The sequence below is a fragment of the Kitasatospora sp. NPDC088548 genome (assembly GCF_044753005.1).
In the GTDB taxonomy this organism is placed as follows: Bacteria; Actinomycetota; Actinomycetes; order Streptomycetales; family Streptomycetaceae; genus Kitasatospora.
On record NZ_JBIVMI010000003.1, the window covers coordinates 134,845 to 157,601 of the forward strand.

Consider the following 22,757-nt stretch of genomic DNA (forward strand, 5'->3'; position numbering starts at 1 on the left):
CGGTCAGTCCAGCCGGCCGCGCCGGAGCACCAGCGCGGCGTTGGAGCCCATCAGCCCGCGGCTGAGCACCAGCGCGGTGCGCAGTTCGGCCGGTCGGGCATGGCCGGTCACCAGGGCGAGCTCATGGCAGACCTCGGTGACGTTGGGGGTGGGCGGCAGGACGCCGTCCTCCATCGCGAGGACGGCGGCGGCCGTGTCCAGCATCGGCGCGCCGCAGTAGGCGCGTCCGGTGCCGGTCTTGGGTGCTGTCACCGGGACGCGTTCGGCGTACGGGCCGAGGGCGTCGGCCAGGGCGAGGGCCTCGGCTCGGTCGGCGGCCGGGACACCGAGGGCGTCGGCGAAGACCACGTCGATCTCCTCCGCGGCGATCCGCGCGTCGTTCATCGCTATCCGGATGGCGTTGGCCAGACCCTCGCGGGAATCCTCCCAGCGGGAGGCGCCGGTGAACGTGGCGCCGTGTCCCACCAGCAGGGCACGGACGGTGGCGCCGCGCCGGCGGGCGGCCTCCTCGTCCTCCAGCAGCAGCATCGCGCCGCCCTCGGCGGGGGCGAAGCCGTTGGCGGCGGGGGAGAACGGCAGATAGGCCCGGTCCGGGTGCTCGGCGAGGCTGAGTTCGGGGTAGCCGAGCTGGCAGACCATCGAGTACGGCGCCAGCGGGGCCTCGGCGGCGCCGACCACCACCGCGTCGGTGCCGCGCTCGATCGCGCGGGCGGCGTGCGCGAGCGCGTCCAGGCCGCCGGCCTCGTCGCTGGCGACCACCCCGCAGGGGCCCTTGTAGCCGCCGCGGATCGAGATCTGGCCGGTGCTGGCCGCGTAGAACCAGGCGATGGACTGGTAGGGGCCGACGAACTTCGGCCCCTGACCCCAGAGTTGCTGGAGTTCGCGCTGGCCGAACTCGCCGCCGCCCGAGCCGGCCGCGGTCACCACGCCGACCGTGAACGGATCCTTGGGGTCGGGGCTGAACCCGGCGTCCGCCACCGCGAGGTCGGCGGCCGCCATCGCGTAGTGCGTGAAGCGGTCGGTCTGTACGAGGTAGCGGCCGTCGATCACGGCCTGCGGGTCGAAGTCCCGCACCTGGCCCGCGACGCGCAGCGGAAGATCCGCGCAGCCCTCGCGGGAAATCCGGTCGAGGACGCTCACGCCCTGCCTGGTGGCCTTCCAGAAGGCGTCGGCCCCCACGCCGTTCGGCGCCACCACGCCCAGGCCGGTGACCGCTGACCGGCGGCCCTGTTGACGTGACGTCATGGATCTCACCCCGTTCTGTTGAGCACAACGGCGGACTGGAATCCGCCGAATCCGCTGCCGACCGACAGGATGTGACGGAGTGGCAGCTCCCGCGCCGTGCGCGGTACGTAGTCGAGGTCGCACTCCGGGTCCGGAGTCTCGTAGTTGGCGGTCGGCGGTACCACGCCGTGGGCCAGCGCGAGGGTGCAGGCGACCAGCTCGATCGCGCCGATCGCGCCGAGCGAGTGCCCGACCATCGACTTGATCGAGCTCATCGGCGTCTTGTACGCGTGCCCGCCGAGGGAACGTTTGACGGCCGCCGTCTCGTGCCGGTCGTTCTGCTTGGTGCCCGAGCCGTGCGCGTTGACGTAGTCGACGCCGGTGCGGTCCACCCGGGCGTGGTCGAGGGCGTCGTCGATCGCCCGGGACATCTCCAGCCCCTCCTGGGTGAGGCCGGTCATGTGGTAGGCGTTGCCGAAGGTGGCGAAGCCGCCGATCTCGCCGTAGATCCGGGCGCCGCGACGGCGGGCGTGCTCCAGCTCCTCCAGCACCAGGACGGCGCCGCCCTCGCCGAGCACGAAGCCGTCCCGGTGGGCGTCGAAGGGGCGGGAGGCGTGCTCCGGGTCGTCGTTGCGCTCGCTGGTGGCCTTGATGGCGTCGAAACAGGCGACGGTGATCGGGGAGATCGGTGAGTCGGAGGCACCGGCGACGCAGATGTCGGTGCGCCCCTCCTCGACCGCCTGGAAGGCGTAGCCGATCGCGTCCAGCCCCGAGGTACAGCCGGTGGAGACCGTCTGCACCGGGCCGTGGGCGCCGACCCGTTCGGCGACGGTCGAGGCGAGGGTGCTGGGCGCGAAGGCCCGGTGCAGCTGGGGCTCGGCCCGCAGGTGGTCGACGTCCCAGCGCGCGCCGCCGGCGCTGACCAGGGCGTAGTCGTGCTCCAGCCGGGTGGTGCCGCCGACGGCGGTGCCGAGCGAGACGCCGATCCGCCACGGGTCCTCGGCGGCCAGGTCCAGGCCCGCGTCGGCGATCGCCTCGTCCGCCGCCACCATCGCGAACTGCACGTAGCGGTCGGCTCGTTGGACGTCATGTTGGCTCAGCCCGTGGGCCGCCGGGTCGAAGTCGCACTCGGCGGCGATCCGGGAACGGAATCCGGCGGGGTCGAAGAGCGTGATGCCCCGGGTCGCCGTCCGGCCGGAGGTGAGCAGCCGCCAGAAGGCCGGCACGCCCACGCCTCCGGGTGCGACCACGCCGATTCCGGTGACGGCGACACGCCTGGTCACGAAGCCGCCTTGGCGTGTTCCGGCGGGCCGGACGTCGCGGTCTCCTCGGTGTCGACGTGGCCGAGTTCCGGGCGCGGTGCCAGCGGGCCGAGGTGGAAGACCATCCGGGCCTCGGTGTCGCCGACGTTGCGGAAGCGGTGGCGCATGTTGAGCGGGATCATCAGGCCGTGGTCGGGCTTGAGCGTGCGGGTGACGCCGTCCAGGTCCACCTCCAGGTCGCCGGAGACCACGAACACGAACTCCTCGGAGTACGGGTGGTAGTGCTCGCCGATCCGCTCGCCGGGCTGCACGATGGCCAGGCCCATGAACCCGCTGGTGGCGCCGCAGGTGGTCGGGGTGAGCATGGCGCGCAGATCGCCTCCGCGCCGACGGTTCTCCGGCGCCTCGTCGACGTGCACGATCCGTGGGTACTGCGTGGACATGGTTTCTTCCTCCGGGGCTGGGCTGGGATCGGGTGGTTGGTCAGCTGTCCTGCGAGCTGCGGTCGGTGACCGGGCTCATGGCCCGGGCGGCGAGGAAGCGGCTGAGCCCGGCGACGGTGCGCAGGTCGCCCCCGGGGCCTAGGTCGAGCAGCCGGCCGAGGGCGGCGGCCTCGCGCTCGCCCGCCACGCCGAGCGCCGCCGCCGGGTCGGCCTCGGCGGGCACCCGGAGGTCCACCAGGCGGACCACGGTGTCGTCCCGGTGGAAGACGGTGCCGGTCACGACCGGCCCGGTCGGGTCGGCGGTGGCCTCGTCGTCGTACGCCGAGAGCAGGTCGGCGACCTCCTGCCCGCTGCCGGGCTTCACCGGGTAGAGCACGGCGTGCCGGTGCAGCCGGCCGGCGGTGGGGGAGCCGGCGACCGCCTGGTGTCCGGCGGGCAGCGCGGCGCGGGCGAAGAAGGCGCGCGCGGACTGCGGGTCACCGAGCTGGCGGGCCTCCTCCAGATGGGGGTTGAGCTCCGCCTCGACGCTCCGCACCTCGGGCTGCATCGCGACATGGCGCAGCGCGTCGCCGAGGTTGCCGATCACCTCGACGGCCCGGACCACCCGGTTGCCGTGCATGAACAGCGAGGTGCGGCGCAGCCGGGTGGTCTCGTCCACCTCGGCCTTGGGCGAGGTGTAGCCGGACAGGATCCGGGCCACCTCGTGTTCGCTGCCGGGCTTGACGGTGAAGGTGAGGGCGTGCCGGACGACGCCGTCCGGGCCGGGGTCGGCCTTCGGCGGGCCGACGTGTCCGGCGGGCGTGGTGCGCGGCAGGCCGGGCGGCACCTCGACGGGGCGGGCGGTGCCGGTGGCCCCGGCCACGGAGGTCTCCCGGAGGATGGTGTAGCGCATCGAGCGGAAGGTGTCGCTGACGCAGCCGTGCATCGGCTTGACCATCTCGCGGTGCGCCGGGCTTTCCACCCACTTCAGGAAGGTCTCCTGGTCCCGCCACTCGCTGGTGATGAGCCACTGCCGCGGGTCGTTGATCGACTGGCAGAGCTGGTCGCTGACGTGGCCGGGAACCGAGGCCACCTGGTGGCGGAGGTTCTCGTAGACGTCGAGGAAGCGTTGCTGGGCGCCGTCCTGGATCTCCAGCATCAGCACCACCCGGAGCCGGGTGTCGGAGTCGGCGTGCTGCCGCGCCTGAGGTTCTGACAGAGTCGTCATGATCCACTTTCTGCTCTGGGCCGCTCGCCGCGGGCCGCGGTGGGCGGCGTCCGGCGGGGATCTCGGGTGGGACGGCGGGCGGTGCGGCGGGCGGAGGCGTTCGGCCCGGGCGGTCGGCGCCAGGCCTGAGGTCGATCGTGCGCGGAGCCCACGGACGGCGCGAGATATGCGGGCCATCCGGGCGAAGGGGCGGCAGAAGGCCGTCGGCGCGGGGGATGGAAGGACGGGGGCCGTCCACGCCGGCCCCGCGGAGGGCGGCATGGGCCACCGCGGCGGTGCCGCGGATCCCCTTACAGGCTGGAGCAACTGATGAATCCGAAAGTTGACGACCGGGTGCCGGTCCTGATCGTCGGCGGCTCGCTGGTCGGGCTGTCGGCCTCCCTCTTCCTGGGCCGACTGGGTGTCAGACACCTGTTGGTCGAGAAGCACGCGGACACCTCGCATCACCCGCGTGGCCGAGGCAACAACGTCCGCACGATGGAGCTCTACCGGGTGGCCGGCATCGAGCCGGCGATCCGTGAGGCGGCCTCGGTGCTCGCCGCGAACCACGGCATCCTGCAGGCCCCCTCGCTGACCGGTGAGGAGCAGGAGTGGCTGTTCCGGGAGATCGACCCCGGCGGCCGGCTGGCCCGGTTCAGCCCCAGCTCGTGGTGCCTGTGCAGCCAGAACGACCTGGAGCCGGTGCTGCTGCGGTCGGCCCGCGAGCTGGGCGGGGACGTCCGCTTCAGCACCGAGCTGGTCTCCTTCGAACAGGACGCCGACGGGGTGACGGCGCTGCTGCGCAGCCGGGAGACCGGCGAGGAGCGGCGGGTGCTGGCGCGGTACCTGCTGGCGGCGGACGGTCCGCGCAGCCCGGTCCGGGAGCGGCTGGGCATCGGCCAGACCGGCAAGGGCGAGCTGTTCCACAACGTCAGCATCACCTTCCGGGCCAAGCGGCTGGCCGAGGTGGTGGGCGACCGCCACTTCATCGCCTGCTACCTGACCAACCCGACGGCCGACGGCGCGCTGCTGCCGGTGGACAACCAGGAGGAGTGGGTCTTCCACGCGCCCTGGCACCCCGAGGACGGCGAGCCGCTGGAGGCGTTCACCGACGAGCGGTGCGTGCGGCACATCCGGGCCGCCATCGGTATGCCGGACCTGGACGTGGAGGTGACCGGCCGGGCGCCCTGGCACGCGGCGGAGCGGGTGGCGGAGCGCTACTCCGGCGGGCGGGTCTTCCTGGCCGGGGACTCGGCGCACGAGATGTCGCCGACCGGCGCGTTCGGCTCCAACACCGGCATCCAGGACGCGCACAACCTGGCCTGGAAGCTGGCCGCGGTGCTCTGCGGCTGGGCCGGCCCGGAGCTGCTGGAGACGTACGGTCAGGAGCGCCGCCCGGTCGCCGAGGTCACCAGCGCGCGGGCCTCGGCCCGGTCCGCCGAGCACAGCCACCCCGGGTACTCGGTGGTCCCGGGGGCCGGCCGGCAGGCCGGGGTGCTGGCGGTGGCGCTCGGCTACCGCTACCCGGTGGGCGCGGTGGCGGGGGCGGACCCGGCCGGTGCGGTGGTGCCGGAGCGGTTCGAGTCGGCGGGCGAGCCCGGCAGCCGGGCGCCGCACCAGTGGCTGCTGCGGGCCGGGGTCCGGCTCTCCACCCTGGACCTGTACGAGCAGACGATGGTGCTGCTCACCGGCCCCGAGGGGACGGCCTGGCAGGAGGGCGCCCGGCGGGCCGCCGACCGGCTGGCCGTGCCGCTGGACGGCTACCGGATCGGCACCGGCGCGGAGGACGACCTGGCGCCCGAGCCGGGCGCGGACTTCGCCGAGCTGCACGGTGTCCGGCGGGACGGCGCGGTGCTGGTCCGCCCGGACGGCTTCGTCGCCTGGCGCTCGGAGGGGGCCGTGGACGATCCGGAGGCGGCCGTGGCGGCGGCGCTGCGGGCGGTGCTGAAGCTGTAGGGCGGGAGCCGTCGGACGTGCCCCGGACGACGTGTGGGCCCGCCGGATCGGCGGGCCCACACGCGGGTGGCGCGGAGGGTCAGTGGCCGCCCTCGTCGACCACCTCGACGTCCTCGATGTTGCGCTCGATCGCGTCGGTGGGCAGGGCGACCCGGATCGCCCAGAAGTAGACCACGAGCGAGAAGACGGCGACCACGGCGATGTCCCACCACATCGGCAGGTTGCCCAGGCCGTCGCCGAAGCCGCCCTGCCAGGAGATGATCCCGAGGCCGACCAGGTAGACCGGCAGCCACTGGGCGGCGCGCCACTCCAGCCGGGGCGCGTTCGGCAGGCCCTTGCGGATCGCGTACGCGGCGTAGCCGCCGAGCAGGGCGTAGCCGATCAGGATCGCGACGCCCAGGCGGGACAGGGTGTGCCAGCCGGACCAGTAGATGATCAGGCTGGAGACCACGAACGCGGCCGGGGAGATCAGCCCGCCCAGCGGCAGCCGGTAGGAGCGCTCACGCTCGGGCAGCCGGCGCCGCAGCGCGCCGAAGGCCAGCGGGGCACCGGCGTACATCAGCACGCTGGCGGAGGTGATGAAGCCGACCAGCTCCTGCCAGCTGGGGAAGGGCAGGAAGCAGATCACCCCGGTGACGAAGGAGGTGATCAGCCCGAACCACGGCACCCCGCGCTTGTCCAGCCGCTCGAAGAGCTGCGGCGCGTAGCCGTTCTTGCTCAGGCCGAGCGAGATCCGGGAGGTCGAGGTGGTGTAGATCAGGCCGGTGCCGCCGGGGGAGACGATGGCGTCGAAGTAGAGCACCCAGGCGAGCCAGCCGAGGCCGATCAGGGTGGCGAGGCCGGCGAACGGGCCCTCGATGCCGGGGAAGTCGAGGTTGCCCCAGCCGCCCGCGAAGGAGGTGGCGGGCAGCGCGCCGATGAAGACGACCTGGAGCAGGGTGTAGATCAGGGTGCCGACGGCCACCGAGCCGAGCACCGCGCGGGGGATGTCGCGCTTGGGGTTGCGGCTCTCACCGGAGATCTGGATCGCCTGCTCGAAGCCGAGCAGGGCGAAGATCACACCGCTGGAGCTGATCGCGGCCAGCACGCCCTTGACGCCGAACGGCGCGAAGCCGTGCGAGGTGAAGTTGGAGCCGTGGAAGTTGGTCACGGCGAGCACGAAGATGGCGAACAGCGGGACGAAGATCTTCAGCCAGGTCGCGACGCTGTTGGTGTGGGCCAGCACCCGCACGCCGAGGAAGTTGACGGCGACGAAGATCGCCATCAGGAAGGTCGCCACCACGAAACCGCTCGCGGTGAGCGTACCGTTGTCGTTGAGCAGGCTCCGCGCGATCTCCCAGTGCCCGGCGTAGCCGATCATCGCCTCGACCTCGATCGGCGCCACCGTCGCGGCCTGCAGCCAGGTGAACCAGCCGAACGACATGCCGGCCAGGCCGCCGAAGGCGTAGTGCGGGTAGCGCGCGGTGCCGCCGGAGACCGGGAAGAGCCCGCCGAGCTCGGCGTGCACCAGCGCGAGCAGGACGATCGCGACCGCGCCGATGCCCCAGGAGACGACAGCCGCCGGGCCCGCCACCACGACGGCGTTCTTGGCGCCGAACAGCCAGCCGGAGCCGATGATGGAGCCGACCGAAGCCCATAGCAGGCCGATCAGGCCGACCTCGCGGCGCAACGAGCGGTGGGAGGGACTGGGGGCTCCGGTGGGGGAATCGGAGCCGGTGCCCGTGCCCGGCGAGGACAGCTGGTTGAGGGAAACCATTCGTCGTCTCTCTGTGTGTGGGGGCCCCGGTGGTCGGAGCAAGGAGAGTTGCCACACAGTAGGCGCATGCAGAGGCGCCTGCACAGATTCCGTTACTGAATGTTTACGTACTTTTCTGGATATACGCGCTGGTAGGGGGTGGTGCGGTCGCGGACTCGTTACGTGACCGATCAGTAGGTCCGGGGATTTGAGCGGGAATTGAGAATGCCCCCGAGGGTGGCATTGTGAACGGCCGACGCGCTTATGGAAATGGAAGGCGCCGCATGGTGATGCGGCGCCTTCCAGGGGCGGGCGGGTACGAACTTCCTCCGCCCGCTAGCGGGTTGCCGCCAGGTCCGACGGGTCGGTGTTGGCGCCGCAGAGCAGCACGGCGACCCGCTCGCCCTCCGCGGCCTCCCCCGCCTCCACGGCGGCGAGGGCGGTGGCGGCCGCGTACTCCACCGCGATCCGGCGCTCGTCCCACAGCTCCTGCCGGGCCCGGACGATGGCGGTGTCCGGGACCAGCACCGAACGCACACCGTCGTGCTGGGCGGCGTGCACGGCGAGCGCGGTGGCCCGGCGGGCCCCCAGCGCGTCGGCGGCGACCGAATCCACCGTGACGTCCACCGGGTGACCCGCCGCCAGCGCCGCGTTCAGCGCCCGGCTGCGCTCCGGCTCCACCGCCACCACCCGGACGCCGTGCTCCCGGGCGGCGGCCGCCACGCCCGCGAACAGCCCGCCGCCACCCACCGACACCACCACCGTGTCCAGGCCCGGCAGTTGGGCCCGGATCTCCTCCAGGACGGTGCCCGCCCCGGCCGCGATCAGCGGGTGGTCGTACGCGTGCGAGGTCAGCGCGCCGCTCTCCGCCGCGAACTCCGCGCAGGCGGCCAGCGCCTCCGCGTACTCGGAGCCCGCGAGCCGCACCTCGGCACCGTACGAGCGCAGCCGGGCCAGCTTCACCGCCGGTGCCGTCTCCGGCAGGAACACCGTGGCCCGCACGCCGAGTTCACGCGCCGCCCAGGCGCAGGCCAGCCCCGCGTTCCCGCCCGACGCGATGGTCACCCCGGCCGCCGGCAGGCCGCCCGCCTCGGCGTGCGCCAGCAGGAAGTTCTGCGCCCCGCGCGCCTTGAAGCTCCCGGTGTGCTGCAGGAACTCCAGCGCCAGCCAGACCCGTCCGCCGTCGTCCCCCGGCGCCACCGCCACCGGCCGTACCCGGCCCGCGATCCGCTCCCCGGCCGCCTTGACCTCGTCGTATGTCAGGTGGTCCACGCCGCTGCTCTCCTCCGCCCGGGGGCGGAGGCCGACCTCCACCATGTCCCGGCCCGACCGTACGTTGCGCAAGCGAACGATGAGAAGGCCGCGGGCGGCCCGGGCCCGGGCCGTCGTCGACGGCCCGGCCGCGTACCCTGACCCGTATGCGTCCTGTGATCCTGCCGCCGCCCGTCCGATAGCGGGCGGCACACTCCACGACTCCCTGCCCGGCGGCCCTGCCGCCACCGGGTCGATAGCTGCCGCCCGCACCACCCGCGGACCTCATCCGGCATCTCATCGTGGAGAACCGACGCATGACCTCGCACACCGCCGTGCCGTTCCGGCGCGGCCTGTTGTCCATCTCGGCCGCCGCGGTCGCCTGGGGCGTGGGCGGAGCGGCGGCGGCGCTGCTGCTGCGCACCAGCGGACTGGGCCCGGTGTCCGTCTGCTTCTGGCGCCTGGCCGTTGCCGCCGCCTGTCTGACCCTCCTGCCGTCCGGCCGGCGCCGCGCCACGCCCGGCCGGCGCGGGGCCGCCGTCCTCACCGGGCTCGGGCTGGCCGTCAGCCAGGCCGCCTACTTCGGCTCGGTGCAGTACGCGGGCCTCGGGCTGGGCACCCTGATCACCATCGGCGCGGGGCCCGTCCTGACCAGCCTGGGCGCCCATCTGCTGCTCGGCGAGCGCCTCACCGTACGGGCGGTGTCCGCGATCGCCCTGGCACTGGCCGGGCTGGCGCTGCTGGTCGCCGCCCCGGCGGCCGGCCCGCGCCCGGCGCTCGGTGTCGCGCTCGCCGTGCTGGCGGGCGCGGTGCAGAGCGGACTGACCCTCTGGGCGCGCGGCGGCGGCTCGACGGGGGCCACGGCGGGCGCGTTCGCGACCGGCACGCTCTGCCTGCTGCCGGCGGCCGCGGCCGCCGGTGTCCTGCCCACCGCGGGCGACCTCGCCCTGACGGCCGGCGCCCTGCTCTTCCTCGGCACGGTGCCGACCCTGCTCGCCTACCGCTGGTACTTCGCCGGTCTCACCGTCGTCCCCGGCGCCACCGCCTCGGTCCTCGTCCTGCTCGAACCCGCCACGGCGGCGCTGATCGCGACCGCCCTCTTCGACGAGGAGGTGACCCCCGCGCTCCTGGCCGGCTCCGCCCTGCTGCTCACCGCCGTCGCCGCCCTCGCCCGCGAGTCCGGCTGAGCGGCCCCGGGCCGGTCCGCCCGTCGCACCCTCGGGGGCGGCGGGCGGACCGGGTTCCCCGGTCAGCGGCTCCGGGCGGGCGCGGGCAGTGACCGCAGCGCGGGCGCGGCGGGCGCCAGCGCGCGCAGGACGAGGTCGATCCTGACGCGTGCGGCGCCCGCGCGGAGCAGCGCGGTGGAGATGGCGCGTAACTCCTCGGGGCCGGTGCAGGCGAGACGGAGCTCCAGGTCGGCCTCGCCGGCGAGGGCGAGACCGCTCTGGACGGCGGGGAACTCGGCGGCGAGCCGGTCGAAGTCGAGCGGCACCGGGCCGAAGCGGATCCGGGCCAGGGCATGCAGTGTCCTGGCCCGTTCGGGCTGCCGGTCTCCGGGGAGCAGCTGGAGAGCCGTCACCGGTGCTGGAGCTGTGCGGCCGCGGCGGGTGTCGGACGGGCGGCGGTGCCGGCGACCGGCGGCGCCACCAGTCGGGGGTCGAGCACCAGCGTGTCGACGCCGAGCGGGGTGGTCAGCCCGCGCAGGGCCGGTTCACCGGGTTCGGTGGCGGACCGGGCCGGCCCGAGGAGGGCGGCCGGCGCCTCGGCGGAGCTGAAGCCGACCGCGCGGCGGCGGCCGTCGCGCAGGCGGAAGAGGCGGAGGACGGTGGTGCGTCCGGTGACGGTGACCGGGACGTGCCAGACGACGCGGGCCATGCGGGTGCTCCCGAGTGGTGGAGGGGCCTGCCGGAACTGCTTCCTCGACGCTAGGCCGCGTTCCGCCCGGCGGCGCCCGTCCTGACGCGGCGTTGACGGACTCTTGACGTTCGGCCCGGCGGCCTGCCCGTGAACCGTCACTATCGTTACCTATAAGGACCATCCGAATGGTAGTTTGCGTAAGCATAGGGAAATGGGAAGGGAGTGGCGGTCGGTGTCGCAGTACTACTCGGTGGAACAGGTGGCCGAACTGCTGGGCCTGCACGTCCGCACCGTCCGCGGCTACGTCCGGGACGGTCGGCTGAAGGCGACGCGGATCGGCAAGCAGTACCGGATCACCCGCTCCGACCTGGAGGCGTTCACCGGCACCCCGGCCCCGGCCCCCGAGCCGGAGCGGCGGCACGCCGAGGCGTCCACGGTCGTCCGGATCGACGGCGTCGGCGTCGAGGAGGCCGCGCGCCTGAGCAACACGGTCATGGCCGCGATCGCCGGCCCCCGGGCGGCCGGCGGCCGGCTGTTCGTCGAGACCGTCCACCACGAGGAGCGGTCGGCGCTCAAGGTGATCATTCTGGGCGGGCTCGCCGACACCGCGGAGCTGCTCGCCATCGTCAACGCGCTGATCGGGGAGAACCGCCATGTCTGAGCCCACCGCCACCGTCCTGTGGCTGCCCGCCGACGGCCCGCCGCTGCGCGACGAGCGCGACGCGACCGACGTGATCGGCGACGCCTTCGGGCAGGGCGCCACCTGGGTCGTCGTCCCGGTGGCCCGCCTCGAGGACGACTTCTTCCGGCTGAGCACCCGGATCGCCGGCGGGATCGTCCAGAAGTTCGCCAACTACCGCCTGGGCCTGGCCGTCGTCGGCGACATCTCCCGGCACACCGCCGCCAGCGGCGCCCTGCGGGACTTCGTCCGCGAGAGCAACGGCGGCCGCCAGCTCTGGTTCGTGTCCGACACCGCCGAGTTCGACCGGCGCCTGGCCGGACAGTCCTAGGTCTTGGGCCGGTTCCGGCGGTGCTCCGTTTGCCCCGGGCCCGCCCCGGGACGACGGTGGAGCTGACTCCCGACGAGCCCACCGGGCGCCCGGCGTGCGCTCCGGAGCGGGGGGAGGTGGAGCGAAGGGGCAATCACGAGATATCTTGACATCAAGACGTTGGAGACGTGAAGCGGAGTACCGATGACTGACTCGACCATCATCTATACGCACACCGACGAGGCGCCTGCCCTGGCAACGTATTCGTTCCTGCCCGTGGTCCAGGCCTACGCCTCGACGGCCGGCGTACAGGTGGAGACTCGCGACATCTCCCTGGCCGGGCGGATCATCGCGAGCTTCCCGGAGCGTCTCGAGGAGGGCCAGCGGATCGAGGACGCCCTCGCCGAGCTGGGCGAACTCGCCAAGACCCCGGGCGCCAACATCATCAAGCTGCCGAACATCTCGGCTTCCATCCCGCAGCTGAAGGCGGCCGTCGCCGAGCTGCAGCAGCAGGGCTACGCGCTGCCGGATTACCCGGACGACCCGCAGACCGACGAGGACAAGGACGTCCGCGCCCGTTACGACAAGGTCAAGGGCAGCGCCGTCAACCCCGTCCTGCGTGAGGGCAACTCCGACCGCCGCGCCCCCGCCTCGGTCAAGAACTACGCCAAGGCGCACCCGCACCGCATGGGCGCCTGGACGGCCGACTCCAAGACCAACGTCGCCACCATGGGCGCCGACGACTTCCGCTCCACCGAGAAGTCCGCCGTGATCGCCGCGGACGGCTCGCTGCGCATCGAGCTGGTGGCCGAGGACGGCGCCACCACCGTGCTGCGCCCGTCGGTGCCGGTGCTCGCGGGCGAGGTCGTGGACGCCTCGGTGCTGCGCGCCGCCGCCCTGAACGAGTTCCTGGCCGCCCAGATCGCCCGGGCCAAGGCCGAGGGCGTGCTGTTCTCGGTGCACCTCAAGGCCACCATGATGAAGGTCTCCGACCCGATCGTCTTCGGCCACGTGGTCCGCGTCTTCTTCCCGAAGACCTTCGCCCAGTACGGCGAGGCGCTCGCCGCCGCCGGCCTGAGCCCGAACGACGGCCTCGGCGCCATCCTCAAGGGCCTGGACGCGCTCCCGAACGGCGCCGAGATCAAGGCCTCGTTCGACGCCGAGCTGGCCGAGGGCCCGGCCCTGGCCATGGTCGACTCGGACCGTGGCATCACCAACCTGCACGTGCCGTCCGACGTCATCGTCGACGCCTCGATGCCGGCCATGATCCGCACCTCCGGCCACATGTGGGGCCCGGACGGCAAGGAGGCCGACACCCTGGCCGTCCTGCCGGACAGCAGCTACTCCGGCGTGTACCAGGCCGTCATCGACGACTGCCGCGCCCACGGCGCCCTGGACCCGGCGACCATCGGCTCGGTGCCGAACGTCGGCCTGATGGCGCAGAAGGCCGAGGAGTACGGCAGCCACGACAAGACCTTCGAGATCGCCACCGCCGGCACCGTCCGGCTGGTCGACACCGAGGGCAACGTGGTGCTGGAGCAGGCCGTCCGGCCCGGCGACATCTTCCGTGCCTGCCAGACCAAGGACCTGCCGATCCAGGACTGGGTCAAGCTGGCGGTCTCCCGCGCCCGCGCCACCGGCAACCCGGCCGTCTTCTGGCTGGACGAGACCCGCGCGCACGACGCCGTCCTGATCGAGAAGGTCAAGACCTACCTGCCGGAGCACGACACCGCCGGCCTGCAGATCGAGATCAAGTCCCCGGTCGAGGCCACCAAGTTCTCGCTGGAGCGCATCCGCCGCGGTGAGGACACCATCTCGGTCACCGGCAACGTGCTGCGTGACTACCTGACCGACCTGTTCCCGATCCTGGAGCTGGGCACCAGCGCCAAGATGCTGTCGGTCGTCCCGCTGATGAACGGCGGCGGCCTGTTCGAGACCGGTGCCGGCGGCTCCGCCCCGAAGCACGTCCAGCAGCTGGTCAAGGAGAACTACCTGCGCTGGGACAGCCTGGGCGAGTTCCTCGCCCTCGCGGTCAGCTTCGAGCACCTGGCCCAGACCACCGACAACCCCCGCGCCAAGGTGCTGGCCGACACCCTCGACCGCGCCACCGGCACCTTCCTCAACGAGGACAAGTCGCCGAGCCGCCGCCTCGGTGGCATCGACAACCGCGGCAGCCACTTCTACCTGGCCCTGTACTGGGCCCAGGAGCTGGCGCAGCAGACCGCCGACGCCGCGCTGGCCGAAGCGTTCGCCGGTCTCGCCAAGACGCTGGCCGACCAGGAGGCGGTCATCGTCGAGGAGCTGATCGCCGTCCAGGGCTCGCCGGTCGACATCGGCGGTTACTACCAGCCCGACGCCGCCAAGGCCGCGGCCGTGATGCGTCCGTCGAAGACCTTCAACGAGGCGCTGGCCAACCTCGGCTGACCGTCGACGAGCTGAACAGGGAGGTCCCCGGGTCCACGACCCGGGGACCTCTCCGCGTCAGCGGCGGGCCGGTCACCACCGCCAGCCGGTCACCGCTCCGGCCGCGGCGAGCACCAGGCAGACCGCGGCGTTGACCCGCGGATACAGCGCGGCCGTCGCGACCGCCTCGCGCAGCGCGGCACTGGGCCAGTAGTACCCGGCGGTCGGCGCGCCGACGACATGGCCCGGGACGGCGGCCCGGTGGGCCGTGACGGCCGAGCGCAGCACATGGAAGCTGCTGGTGACGACGGTGCAGCGGTAGCCGGGGTGCTCGCGCTCCATGAGCTCCCGGCCGAACGCGAAGTTCTCGGTGGTGCTGGTCGCCCGGTCCTCCCGCCGGATCCGTTCGGCCGGGCAGCCGCGGGCCACCAGGTAGTCGGCCATCGCCGAGGCCTCGGTGCAGCCCTCGTCCGGGCCCTTGCCGCCGGTGACGAGCACCAGGGGCGGCCGCCCGGCCGCCTCCGCGGCGCGGTAGAGCTCCAGCGCGCGGTCCAGGCGGGCCGCCAGCAGCGGCGGCACCTCGCAGCCGTCCAGCCCGGCGCCCAGGACGACCAGGTAGTCGTAGCCGGGGCGGACCACCACCCGCCGGTACAGCAGCGTGTAGCCGAGGAAGCAGAGCAGCAGGAACGCCGCGTACCCGCCGATCAGCAGGGCGGCCCCGGCCGCCGCCCGCAGCGCGCGGACGTCGAGGTAGGTGGCGGAGAGCAGCAGCCCCAGCAGCGCGAGCACGGCCGCGCCGGTGAGCAGCGCCAGCAGGCTCGCCGGACGGGTGCCCTCGCGGCGGACCATGGTGACCCCGTTGGCCACCAGCAGCCCGGCCGTCACCAGCCCGCTCAGCCAGACCGCGGAGGCCGCCCCGGCCGTGACGGCGCGCCCCGCCGGGGCGGAGACGTGCCCGACCAGGCTCACCGTCCCCAGCGCGACGCACACCCCGATCAGCCCGATCAGCACCCCGTTGCCGAACCGTCTCGGCTCGTGGATCCGGGACAGCAGGACCACGGCGAGCAGGGCGGCCATGAGAAGCGCTTGCATGTTCCGGATCCTAGGACGGGTCCGGCGGGTCCGGCGGGTCCGGCGGGTCCGGCGGGTCCGATGGGTCCGGCGGGTCCGGCGGGGGAGCAGGAAGCCGCCGGAGGCGGTCCGGTCTGAGCCCGCAGGCAGCCGCGGGAGGGGCCGGGCCCCGGAAACGACGGAACCCCCGCCCGGATCGGGCGGGGGTTCCGCGGTGCCTGCGGCGGGGAGGGCCGGTCAGCCGGCGTCGGCCGCCGGGGCCGGGCGCTGGCTCCGCTTGTCCAGCGAGGCCAGGTAGGCGTTGTACGCCGTCAGCTCGGCGTCGCCGTTGCGGTCCTCGGCACGGTCCCGGCGCCGGGCCTGGCGCTGCTCGGAGCCCATCCACTGGTAGACCAGCGCGATCAGCACGATCGCGGTCGGGATCTCGCCGAACGCCCAGGTGATACCGCCGGCCAGCTTCTGGTCCTCCAGCAGGTCGGTGCCGGGTGGTGCGCCCGCCTCGGTGAAGGTGGTCACCAGCGGGTGGCTGGCCATCATCACCGCCACGCCGAAGAAGGCGTGGAACGGCATGCCCATGAACAGTTCGATGATCCGCATCACATGGCCGGGCCGGTGCGGGCCCGGGTCCACGCCCATGATCGGCCAGAAGAACGCCAGTCCGGTGGCCAGGAAGTGCACCATCATGAAGATGTGCCCGAGCCGGTACTGCATCAGGAAGTCGAACAACGGGGTGAAGTAGACCCCGTACAGGCTCGCGATGAACAGCGGGATGGTGAACGCCGGGTGCGAGATCACCCGGACGTAGGTGCTGTGCAGCAGCGCCACCAGCAGCTCGCGCGGCCCGCGTGGCCGGCCCTTGCCGGCCGGGCGCAGCGCGCGCAGCGCCAGTGTGATCGGCGCGCCGAGCAGCAACAGGATCGGCGACAGCATGGAGAGCACCATGTGCTGCATCATGTGCGCGCTGAACAGCGCCATGCCGTAGTCGTTCAGCCCGGTACAGGTGACCAGGATCACCGTGCCGACGCCCGCCGCCCAGCCGATGCTCCGGCCGATCGGCCAGCGGTCGCCGCGCCGGTACAGCCGCACCACGCCGGTCGCGTACAGCGCCAGCGCGACCAGGCTGCCGATCAGGAACACCCAGTCGGGGGACCAGGTCCAGACGTTGGAGAGGGAGAACGGGCCCAGCTGTGTCATCCCGCCGTGGTGGTGCATGCCTGACATTCCGTCGCCCATCGGCGGGTCCTGCTTTCCGTCCTCGCGGTCCCCCGGAGGGGTCCGGTTCGCCCGTTTTGCTTCGGGACACAGCCTAGGCGGGCCTTACCCCGGCCCGCGCCCCGCCCCCCGCCCGGACGGCCGGGAAGTGGGACAGGCCGTCGGGGCCGCCGAATCGGCGGCCGTCGAACGGGCTCGCAGCGGAGGCCCCGGCATGGAAGGATCTGGTCGGCGGAGGGCTTGTCCGTTCATATCGGACGATGAATGGGAAAGGGGAGTACCCACTCCTTTCCACTCCCAACTTATAGCGCACCGGGGGGCTTGCGGCAAGGCCCGGGTCGTGCTGCAGAATCGTCGAGCTACGGAAGGTTTCCGGCGCCGTACTCACCGGCGAGCAACGGCCCTGGCTTCCAGGGCCATTCTGTGAGGAGTTCTGAGCGGGCCCGGTCCGGTCTGTCGCGTGCGCGCAGGTCCTGGACCCAGTTTTTTGTGCTGTGAATAGCGGAGATTCCGCCGCCACTCTCAATTGCTCGATCAATTGAGGGTCCTGAGTCAATGGAGCAAGCCTTGGTCCCCGCGTCATCGGCATCGTCCTCGTCCTCGTCCGAACTCAATTCAGTGGTCAGCGCCGGAGCCGGAAACGGGACGAATCCGGGCGGTGACGGCGCTCAGCCCTCCGACGACCGGCGGACCGGAGAGCTGCGAGCGGAGAACGAATACGTCGGTGAGCTGTACGACCGCCTCGAAGCCCAGCGCGAACTCGCGACGGCTCGGCTGCGCGAGATCCATCTCCAGGACAAGGGCGGAACCTTCCAGTCCCGGATGGAGCGGGACACGCTGGAGATCCACCACACCCGCCGACTGTCGGAACTGTACGCCGCCGAGTACGGGCTCTGCTTCGGCCGGATCGAAAGCGCCGACGGCGAGCGGCGGTACATCGGCCGGATCGCCCTGGCGGACGACGACCACGAGCCGCTCCTGACCGACTGGCGGGCGTCGGCCGCGGAGCCGTTCTACCGGGCGACGCCAGCCGTGCCCGGCGGTGTGGTGGGGCGACGGCACCTGCGGAGCAAGGGCCGGACGGTCGTCGGCTTCGACGACGACGCCTTCGGCGTGAGTGCCCTGGAGGACCGGGACAGCGCCGAGCTCAGTGGGGAGACCGCCCTGCTCGCCTCACTGACGGCGGCCAGGACCGGGCGGATGGGCGACATCGTCTCCACCATCCAGGCCGAACAGGACCGGGTCATCCGCTCCGAGCTCGGCGGCGTCCTGGTGGTGCAGGGCGGTCCGGGGACCGGCAAGACCGTGGTCGCCCTGCACCGCGCCGCGTACCTGCTCTACACCCACCGCGACCGGCTGGCCAGGCGCGGTGTGCTGGTCATCGGGCCGAACACGACGTTCCTGCGCTACATCGACCAGGTACTCCCCGCGCTCGGCGAGAGCGAGGTCGTACTGAGCAGCATCGGCGCGCTCTACCCGGGCGTGACCGGGACCGACACGGAGACGCCCGAGGCGGCCGCCGTCAAGGGCGACGCACGGATGGCCGGGGTACTCGCCGCCGCGCTGGACGGCCTCCGGCAGCTGCCGGAGGAGTCATGGACCATCACCGTGGGCCGAAGCTCGCCCCACCAGGAGGAGCTCGTGATCGGTCGGGCCCTCTGCGAGCGGGCCCACGCCGCCGCGCACAGGACCGGCGAACCCCACAACGCGGCCCGAGCGGCCCTGGTCGAGCGGCTCTCCTCGGAGCTGGCCCTGCGGATCGCCAGGGACCGGGGCGGGTCCATGGACCTGGACGACGTGGTGGACCTCGCCGACGCGCTCGTCGTCGAGCGTGACTTCCAGGACCTGGCCGAGAAGCTGTGGCCGCTGCTCTCCCCGGAGCGGTTGCTCACCGCGCTGTTCGGCTCCCCGGAGCTGCTGGCGAGGGCCATGCCGGACTTCTCCGAGGCCGAACGCGCCGCACTGCTGCGTGAACACCCGGGCCCGGACCAGGAGGCCGCCCCCTGGACCACCGACGACGTGCCGCTGCTCGACGAGGCCGCCGAACTGCTCGGCCCGCTGCCCGGCAGCGCCGTCTCCCGCCGGGCCGATGCCGCCGCCGGGGCCGAGGAGCTGGAATTCGCCAAGGTCGTCCTCGAGGACTTCGGCGCCGGGCTGGCCGAGATCGACGCGGAGATGCTGACGCGCCAGTACCGCGGCGAGGGGGAGTTCCGTCCCCTGGCCGAGCGCGCGGCCGAGGACCGGACCTGGGGCTTCGGGCACGTGATCGTGGACGAGGCGCAGGAACTCTCCCCGATGGCCTGGCGGCTGCTGACCCGCCGCTGCCCCGGCCGCTCCATGACGATTGTGGGCGACCTGGCGCAGACCGGCGCGCCGGCCGGGCTGAGCTCCTGGAGTGAGGCGCTCGACGAGTACACGGCGGGACGCTGGCGCACGGTGGAGCTCACCATCAACTACCGGACCCCGGCCGAGATCATGCGGGTCACCGAGGGCGTCCTGCGGGCGGCCGACCCGGCACGCACCGCCCCCAGCGCGGTGCGCAGCGGCGGGACCCGTCCGTGGAGCCTCCGGATCCCCGAAGCCGACCGGGGACGGGCGCTGCGCACCGCCGTCGAGAAGGAGATCGCGGCGCTGGACGGCGGCCGGATGGCGATCATCCACGCCCCGGCATGGCCGGCCGAACTGATCAACGGGCTGGCCGGGTTGGACGGCGTCACCGTCATCGACGGTCCTTCGGCGCTGGACTCGCCCGTCGTGCTGATGACGGCGGCCCAGGCCAAGGGGCTCGAGTTCGACGCGGTCCTCGTGGTGGAGCCCGCGGAGATACTCGCGGCGCACGCCCGCGGCGTGAACGACCTCTATGTCGCACTCACGCGCGCGACGAAGAGCCTCGGGGTCATCCACAGCCGGGAGCTGCCGGAGATGCTGGAGGGCCTGGCCCCCCGCTGACCGGAGGGGGCGGGTGCCGCTGGTCGAGGCTTCAGGGCTCTGGTCTGAAGCCTCGATCGGCATCGGCGTCGTCGGACGCGCCTTCAACGCAGGGGGCGTTGGGCTGTCAGAGCGGCGGTGAGGGTCCGGTTCACGGCCGGATGGCGACGGCACCGTAGCAGGACGCCTCGGCGTCGGTGACGGGGGCGGAGTTGTGGGCGGTGGCGGAGTCGTGGGTGTGGTCGGGGCGCCAGCGGGGTGTGGAGACGATGCCGGGGTCGAGTACGGTCCAGCCGGTGAACAACTCCCCGAACTCCTCGCGGCGCAGTGCCGCTACCGGGGTGCCGGCGGTTCGGTAGACCTGAATGAGGCGCGCGGTCTCCTGCGGCGCGAAGTCGGCCGTGAGGTGGCTGATCACCAGGGCGCTGCCGGAGGGAAGTTGGGATTTGAGCTGTTCGGTGATCCGGTGTGCTTCGTCCGGGACGAAGTGCAGCAGGGCGTTCATGCTCAGCGCGATCGGCTGGGTGAAGTCGAGGACCTTCCGGGCGGCGCTGATCACGGTGTCGGGCTCGTGCACGTCGGCCTGGACGTAGGTCGTCAGTCCCTGGGAGGTGCCTCGCAGCAGTGCGACGGCGTGGATGAGGACGATGGGATCGTTGTCGGCGAAGACGACCCGTGCCTCGGGGGTGATCTGCTGGGCGACCTCGTGCAGGTTCGGCGAGGTGGGGATGCCGGTGCCGATGTCGAGGAACTGGCGGATGCCGGCCCGGGCGAGGTGGCGGGTGGTGCGGTGCATGAAGCCGCGGTTGGCGCGTGCGGCGGCCGGTGCCTGTGGGAAGACGGCCAGGGCCCGGCCCGCGGCCTCCCGGTCGGCGGGGAAGTTGGTGGTGCCGCCCAGGTAGTAGTCGTACATCCGGGCGGAGTGCGCCACGTGGATGTCGAGTTCGACCGCCACGTCGGGTTCGGTGCCGGATCGGGCGTCTGTGCTTTCGTCGGCCATCTGTTCCCCCTGGTTCATAGGCGTCCAGCTCCTACGACAGGGCGGAGCGACGACCCGCACCACCCACGGCGCGGGGCCCTGGCGCGGCCCCTCCCACTATGCCCGGGCCCGCGTCCCGGCAATCGCGGGTCGGAACGGTGGGTGAATCGAGCGCACCGGGGAGTGACCGCAAAGGATCATATTCCGACTGGCCGTGTTTCTCTATGGGACAGGTCATTTGATTGTTCATCACTTCTTATGTCTGATAGTGAATTCTCTCGCCCCGCTGAACATGGGGGCGCGCCGTGCGCTCCAATGTTCCTGTCGGGGGCGGAAGTTCTCGACGTGAGCAGGCGCGCCAGACGCCCGGGCCGGCCGGTCGGTCGAGGGTGGCCTACAGTCGGTCGGGTACCCAACGGGGTGGCCGTCAGGGAGGAATGGAACGTGAACGAGAGCGACTGGGCGGTGCGGCGGAGCAGCCGCCTCCTGACGTTCGACGCGTTCTGCGACACGCACGAGCGGGCCTGGAGCGGGATCGCCCGGGCCCGCCTGGGTGACGAAGACGAGGCCCGGCGCGTTGTCGAGCGCGCCAAGGACCGGATGTGGCAGCGGTGGGCCTGGATCCTGCGCCAGCAGGTACCGGCTTTCCACGCCTGGACGCTGCTGAAGGAGGAGATCGGCGCGGCCCTGGCGGAGGCGATGATCAGAGCCGAGTACCGGCCCCGACCCGCCACCGTCCCAGGGTGGGTGGTGGCGGTGCGGCGCTCGGCGGCGCGCACCCTGGACCTCGTGGAGGCCCAGGGGAGTCACGAGGAGCTGTACGCGGCGATCCGGCGACTGTCCGAGCGCCGGCACGACGTGGTGGTGCTGCGGTACCTGGTCGACCTGCCGGACAGCGTGATCGCGGACTACCTCGGGATGACGGAGGCGAACGTCCGCTCCACCGCCACACAGGCCCTGGACCGGCTCGCCGTCGCGCTCGGTGGCCGGCGGGGAGGGCAGCGGTGACCACCGGACAGGACCGCCTGCTGCGGGGCGACCCCGCGCAGCCCGCGGCGGCCGGCCCGCCGTACGGCGAGTACGCGGCGAATGCGGGCTCGGCCTGGGAGCGGCTGGCGGCCGCCCCCGCGCCGATGTCCGCCGACCACGAGCAGGCCGGCCACGAACTCGACCTGGTCACCGCCATGATCCTCGCCGTGCCGACGGCGGCGCCCTCGCTGGACCTGCTCATCAACGACCGGCGTATCCACCCCGAAGGCGCGCTGGTCCTCGGCGCGCTCCTCTATACCGTCGGACACCGCGACGGCGCCGAGTTCTGGTGGAAGTTCGCGGCCGGCGGCGGCAACTACACCTCCGCCTCCTGCCTCAGCATGCTGCACCGCAGCCTCGGGGAGGTCCTGGACGCGGAGGTCTGGCGCCGCGAGGCCGAATCGCTGGGCGCCGCGCCCCGCCCTTCCCAGCGGATCCTGGACTCACCGTACGAACTGCTGCCCGCCCAGGTGCGCGACGAGATCATCAGCCGCTGCCGGTTCGGCCTCGACGTACGGCTTCCCCCGCGCCTGGCCGCCGTGATCCACCAGCTCCCGGCCGACGACGGCGACCACGAGTACGGCGAGATCCCGCAGGTATCGGCCCACCTCGTCCGCCACCTGGCCGCAGCCGGCTGAACGCGGCGGCTCCGGCGCTCTCTGCGGTCGCCGGGGCCGCCGCGACAGCCGGCCACGAGCTGACGCCCGGGCAGTAGCCGGTCGACTGGTTGCTGACCTCATCGACCGCCCACCGCCCGGACTCCACGCGGAAGCCGATCTCACCGGCGCCCAGTACTTTCCCCCCTCCGGCACACACCACGTGCTCACTGCGGCGCGGCGCGAGCCGGAGGACCCCGGCAGCGACGAGGCTGCGTGCCCAGAAGGCGCGCAGGAACTCCCGCACCGCTGCGGCCTGTTCCCGGGGCCATTCCTGCCAGCGGCCGCGGGCGAGCGAGAGACCGATCTCGTCCTGGTAGCGGAAGGACTCCGATGAGCTGTCGGCTACGGCGGCCGCGAGCTGGGGGAGGACGCGGCGCAGCACCGAGGCGTGGTCGTTCCAGTCGGGGGCCTGCCAGGTCCGCCGTAGGAGGCCGGGGTTCGGCTTGCCGTAGGTTTCGGGGCAAGGGTGAGGGCGGCAGTCGGCGAGGACGCTCGGTGATTGTGCAGATCGCGGGAGCGGCCGCAGGGGCGGCCCTGGCGGTGCTCGGGCTCCGGACGCTTGTGGATGCGGTC

General features: G+C 72.8%; 19 protein-coding genes. 8 read left to right on the plus strand and 11 right to left on the minus strand.

The window, feature by feature from the left end:
- Positions 1-3: 3 nt before the first annotated feature.
- The 4 genes from ACIP82_RS06100 to ACIP82_RS06115 are packed head-to-tail and all read right to left on the minus strand — an operon-like array spanning position 4 to position 4,136.
- Entirely contained in the window at positions 4-1,245 is a 1,242-nt protein-coding gene (locus tag ACIP82_RS06100) for a beta-ketoacyl synthase N-terminal-like domain-containing protein (RefSeq protein ID WP_363614526.1), read from the minus strand.
- A 5-nt stretch (positions 1,246-1,250) separates the two neighbouring features.
- On the minus strand, positions 1,251-2,507 hold the full coding sequence (locus ACIP82_RS06105) for a beta-ketoacyl-[acyl-carrier-protein] synthase family protein (RefSeq protein ID WP_363614528.1): 1,257 nt from the start codon (positions 2,505-2,507) through the stop codon (positions 1,251-1,253).
- The gene (locus ACIP82_RS06110) at positions 2,504-2,929 is read right to left on the minus strand and encodes a cupin domain-containing protein (protein WP_363614530.1); all 426 of its coding nucleotides are present in this window, start codon (positions 2,927-2,929) and stop codon (positions 2,504-2,506) included. Before ACIP82_RS06110 ends, ACIP82_RS06105 begins: the two co-directional genes overlap by 4 nt.
- Before the next feature lie 40 nt (positions 2,930-2,969).
- Entirely contained in the window at positions 2,970-4,136 is a 1,167-nt protein-coding gene (locus tag ACIP82_RS06115; protein ID WP_400651378.1) for a SchA/CurD-like domain-containing protein, read from the minus strand.
- Positions 4,137-4,445: 309 nt separating this feature from the next.
- Between ACIP82_RS06115 and ACIP82_RS06120 the strand changes: the two genes are divergently transcribed.
- Positions 4,446-6,071: an FAD-dependent monooxygenase gene (locus tag ACIP82_RS06120; protein WP_363614534.1), complete on the plus strand. Its 1,626-nt coding sequence runs from the start codon at positions 4,446-4,448 to the stop codon at positions 6,069-6,071.
- 79 nt (positions 6,072-6,150) lie between these two features.
- Here ACIP82_RS06120 and ACIP82_RS06125 read toward each other — a convergent pair whose 3' ends face one another.
- Positions 6,151-7,827 carry an APC family permease gene (locus ACIP82_RS06125; protein WP_400651382.1) on the minus strand — a complete coding sequence of 559 codons (1,677 nt, stop codon included), beginning with the start codon at positions 7,825-7,827 and terminating at the stop codon, positions 6,151-6,153.
- Between the two features lie 315 nt (positions 7,828-8,142).
- Positions 8,143-9,123 carry a serine/threonine dehydratase gene (locus tag ACIP82_RS06130; protein ID WP_400651863.1) on the minus strand — a complete coding sequence of 327 codons (981 nt, stop codon included), beginning with the start codon at positions 9,121-9,123 and terminating at the stop codon, positions 8,143-8,145.
- Positions 9,124-9,374: 251 nt separating this feature from the next.
- On the opposite strand from ACIP82_RS06130, the gene ACIP82_RS06135 reads away from it, so the two are divergent.
- Positions 9,375-10,244, plus strand: coding sequence for an EamA family transporter (locus ACIP82_RS06135; RefSeq protein WP_400651385.1), 870 nt, complete (start codon positions 9,375-9,377; stop codon positions 10,242-10,244).
- Positions 10,245-10,306: 62 nt separating this feature from the next.
- Here the strand turns inward: ACIP82_RS06135 and ACIP82_RS06140 are convergent, their stop codons facing one another.
- Positions 10,307-10,636 (minus strand): hypothetical protein, encoded by a 330-nt coding sequence (locus ACIP82_RS06140; RefSeq protein WP_363614540.1) that lies wholly within the window; start codon positions 10,634-10,636, stop codon positions 10,307-10,309.
- Entirely contained in the window at positions 10,633-10,932 is a 300-nt protein-coding gene (locus ACIP82_RS06145; RefSeq protein WP_363614542.1) for an SAV_915 family protein, read from the minus strand. The genes ACIP82_RS06140 and ACIP82_RS06145 overlap by 4 nt, the downstream gene beginning before the upstream one ends.
- A 214-nt stretch (positions 10,933-11,146) precedes the next feature.
- Between ACIP82_RS06145 and ACIP82_RS06150 the strand changes: the two genes are divergently transcribed.
- The 3 genes from ACIP82_RS06150 (at position 11,147) to ACIP82_RS06160 (ending at position 14,327) form a co-directional block, all read left to right on the plus strand.
- A complete protein-coding gene (locus tag ACIP82_RS06150; protein ID WP_363614544.1) occupies positions 11,147-11,575 on the plus strand; it encodes a helix-turn-helix domain-containing protein in 429 nt (142 codons plus the stop codon).
- On the plus strand, positions 11,568-11,924 hold the full coding sequence (locus ACIP82_RS06155; protein WP_400651389.1) for a DUF4180 domain-containing protein: 357 nt from the start codon (positions 11,568-11,570) through the stop codon (positions 11,922-11,924). The genes ACIP82_RS06150 and ACIP82_RS06155 overlap by 8 nt, the downstream gene beginning before the upstream one ends.
- A 183-nt stretch (positions 11,925-12,107) precedes the next feature.
- Positions 12,108-14,327, plus strand: coding sequence for an NADP-dependent isocitrate dehydrogenase (locus ACIP82_RS06160; RefSeq protein WP_363614548.1), 2,220 nt, complete (start codon positions 12,108-12,110; stop codon positions 14,325-14,327).
- Between the two features lie 72 nt (positions 14,328-14,399).
- Here ACIP82_RS06160 and ACIP82_RS06165 read toward each other — a convergent pair whose 3' ends face one another.
- Together ACIP82_RS06165 and ACIP82_RS06170 are read right to left on the minus strand one after the other, a co-directional pair.
- Positions 14,400-15,398, minus strand: a complete 999-nt coding sequence (locus tag ACIP82_RS06165; protein ID WP_363614550.1) for a YdcF family protein — start codon at positions 15,396-15,398, stop codon at positions 14,400-14,402.
- A gap of 216 nt (positions 15,399-15,614) precedes the next feature.
- Positions 15,615-16,589: a cytochrome c oxidase assembly protein gene (locus tag ACIP82_RS06170; RefSeq protein WP_363614570.1), complete on the minus strand. Its 975-nt coding sequence runs from the start codon at positions 16,587-16,589 to the stop codon at positions 15,615-15,617.
- Positions 16,590-17,207: 618 nt separating this feature from the next.
- Between ACIP82_RS06170 and ACIP82_RS06175 the strand changes: the two genes are divergently transcribed.
- Positions 17,208-19,538, plus strand: coding sequence for a HelD family protein (locus ACIP82_RS06175; RefSeq protein ID WP_400651392.1), 2,331 nt, complete (start codon positions 17,208-17,210; stop codon positions 19,536-19,538).
- Between the two features lie 130 nt (positions 19,539-19,668).
- Here ACIP82_RS06175 and ACIP82_RS06180 read toward each other — a convergent pair whose 3' ends face one another.
- Entirely contained in the window at positions 19,669-20,517 is an 849-nt protein-coding gene (locus tag ACIP82_RS06180; protein WP_363614554.1) for an SAM-dependent methyltransferase, read from the minus strand.
- Positions 20,518-20,940: 423 nt separating this feature from the next.
- Between ACIP82_RS06180 and ACIP82_RS06185 the strand changes: the two genes are divergently transcribed.
- Positions 20,941-21,504 (plus strand): sigma factor-like helix-turn-helix DNA-binding protein, encoded by a 564-nt coding sequence (locus ACIP82_RS06185; RefSeq protein ID WP_363614556.1) that lies wholly within the window; start codon positions 20,941-20,943, stop codon positions 21,502-21,504.
- Positions 21,501-22,163: a hypothetical protein gene (locus ACIP82_RS06190; protein WP_363614558.1), complete on the plus strand. Its 663-nt coding sequence runs from the start codon at positions 21,501-21,503 to the stop codon at positions 22,161-22,163. Before ACIP82_RS06185 ends, ACIP82_RS06190 begins: the two co-directional genes overlap by 4 nt.
- Positions 22,164-22,757 lie beyond the last annotated feature (594 nt).

What these genes read in the sequence shown, in the direction of transcription:
- ACIP82_RS06100 (WP_363614526.1), bottom strand. Translation starts at nt 1,245, where the DNA reads ATGACGTCACGTCAACAGGGCCGCCGGTCAGCGGTCACCGGCCTGGGC.
- ACIP82_RS06110 (WP_363614530.1), bottom strand. Translation starts at nt 2,929, where the DNA reads ATGTCCACGCAGTACCCACGGATCGTGCACGTCGACGAGGCGCCGGAG.
- ACIP82_RS06115 (WP_400651378.1), bottom strand. Translation starts at nt 4,136, where the DNA reads ATGACGACTCTGTCAGAACCTCAGGCGCGGCAGCACGCCGACTCCGAC.
- ACIP82_RS06120 (WP_363614534.1), top strand. Translation starts at nt 4,446, where the DNA reads ATGAATCCGAAAGTTGACGACCGGGTGCCGGTCCTGATCGTCGGCGGC.
- ACIP82_RS06125 (WP_400651382.1), bottom strand. Translation starts at nt 7,827, where the DNA reads ATGGTTTCCCTCAACCAGCTGTCCTCGCCGGGCACGGGCACCGGCTCC.
- ACIP82_RS06130 (WP_400651863.1), bottom strand. Translation starts at nt 9,123, where the DNA reads ATGGTGGAGGTCGGCCTCCGCCCCCGGGCGGAGGAGAGCAGCGGCGTG.
- ACIP82_RS06135 (WP_400651385.1), top strand. Translation starts at nt 9,375, where the DNA reads ATGACCTCGCACACCGCCGTGCCGTTCCGGCGCGGCCTGTTGTCCATC.
- ACIP82_RS06145 (WP_363614542.1), bottom strand. Translation starts at nt 10,932, where the DNA reads ATGGCCCGCGTCGTCTGGCACGTCCCGGTCACCGTCACCGGACGCACC.
- ACIP82_RS06155 (WP_400651389.1), top strand. Translation starts at nt 11,568, where the DNA reads ATGTCTGAGCCCACCGCCACCGTCCTGTGGCTGCCCGCCGACGGCCCG.
- ACIP82_RS06160 (WP_363614548.1), top strand. Translation starts at nt 12,108, where the DNA reads ATGACTGACTCGACCATCATCTATACGCACACCGACGAGGCGCCTGCC.
- ACIP82_RS06165 (WP_363614550.1), bottom strand. Translation starts at nt 15,398, where the DNA reads ATGCAAGCGCTTCTCATGGCCGCCCTGCTCGCCGTGGTCCTGCTGTCC.
- ACIP82_RS06170 (WP_363614570.1), bottom strand. Translation starts at nt 16,589, where the DNA reads ATGCACCACCACGGCGGGATGACACAGCTGGGCCCGTTCTCCCTCTCC.
- ACIP82_RS06180 (WP_363614554.1), bottom strand. Translation starts at nt 20,517, where the DNA reads ATGGCCGACGAAAGCACAGACGCCCGATCCGGCACCGAACCCGACGTG.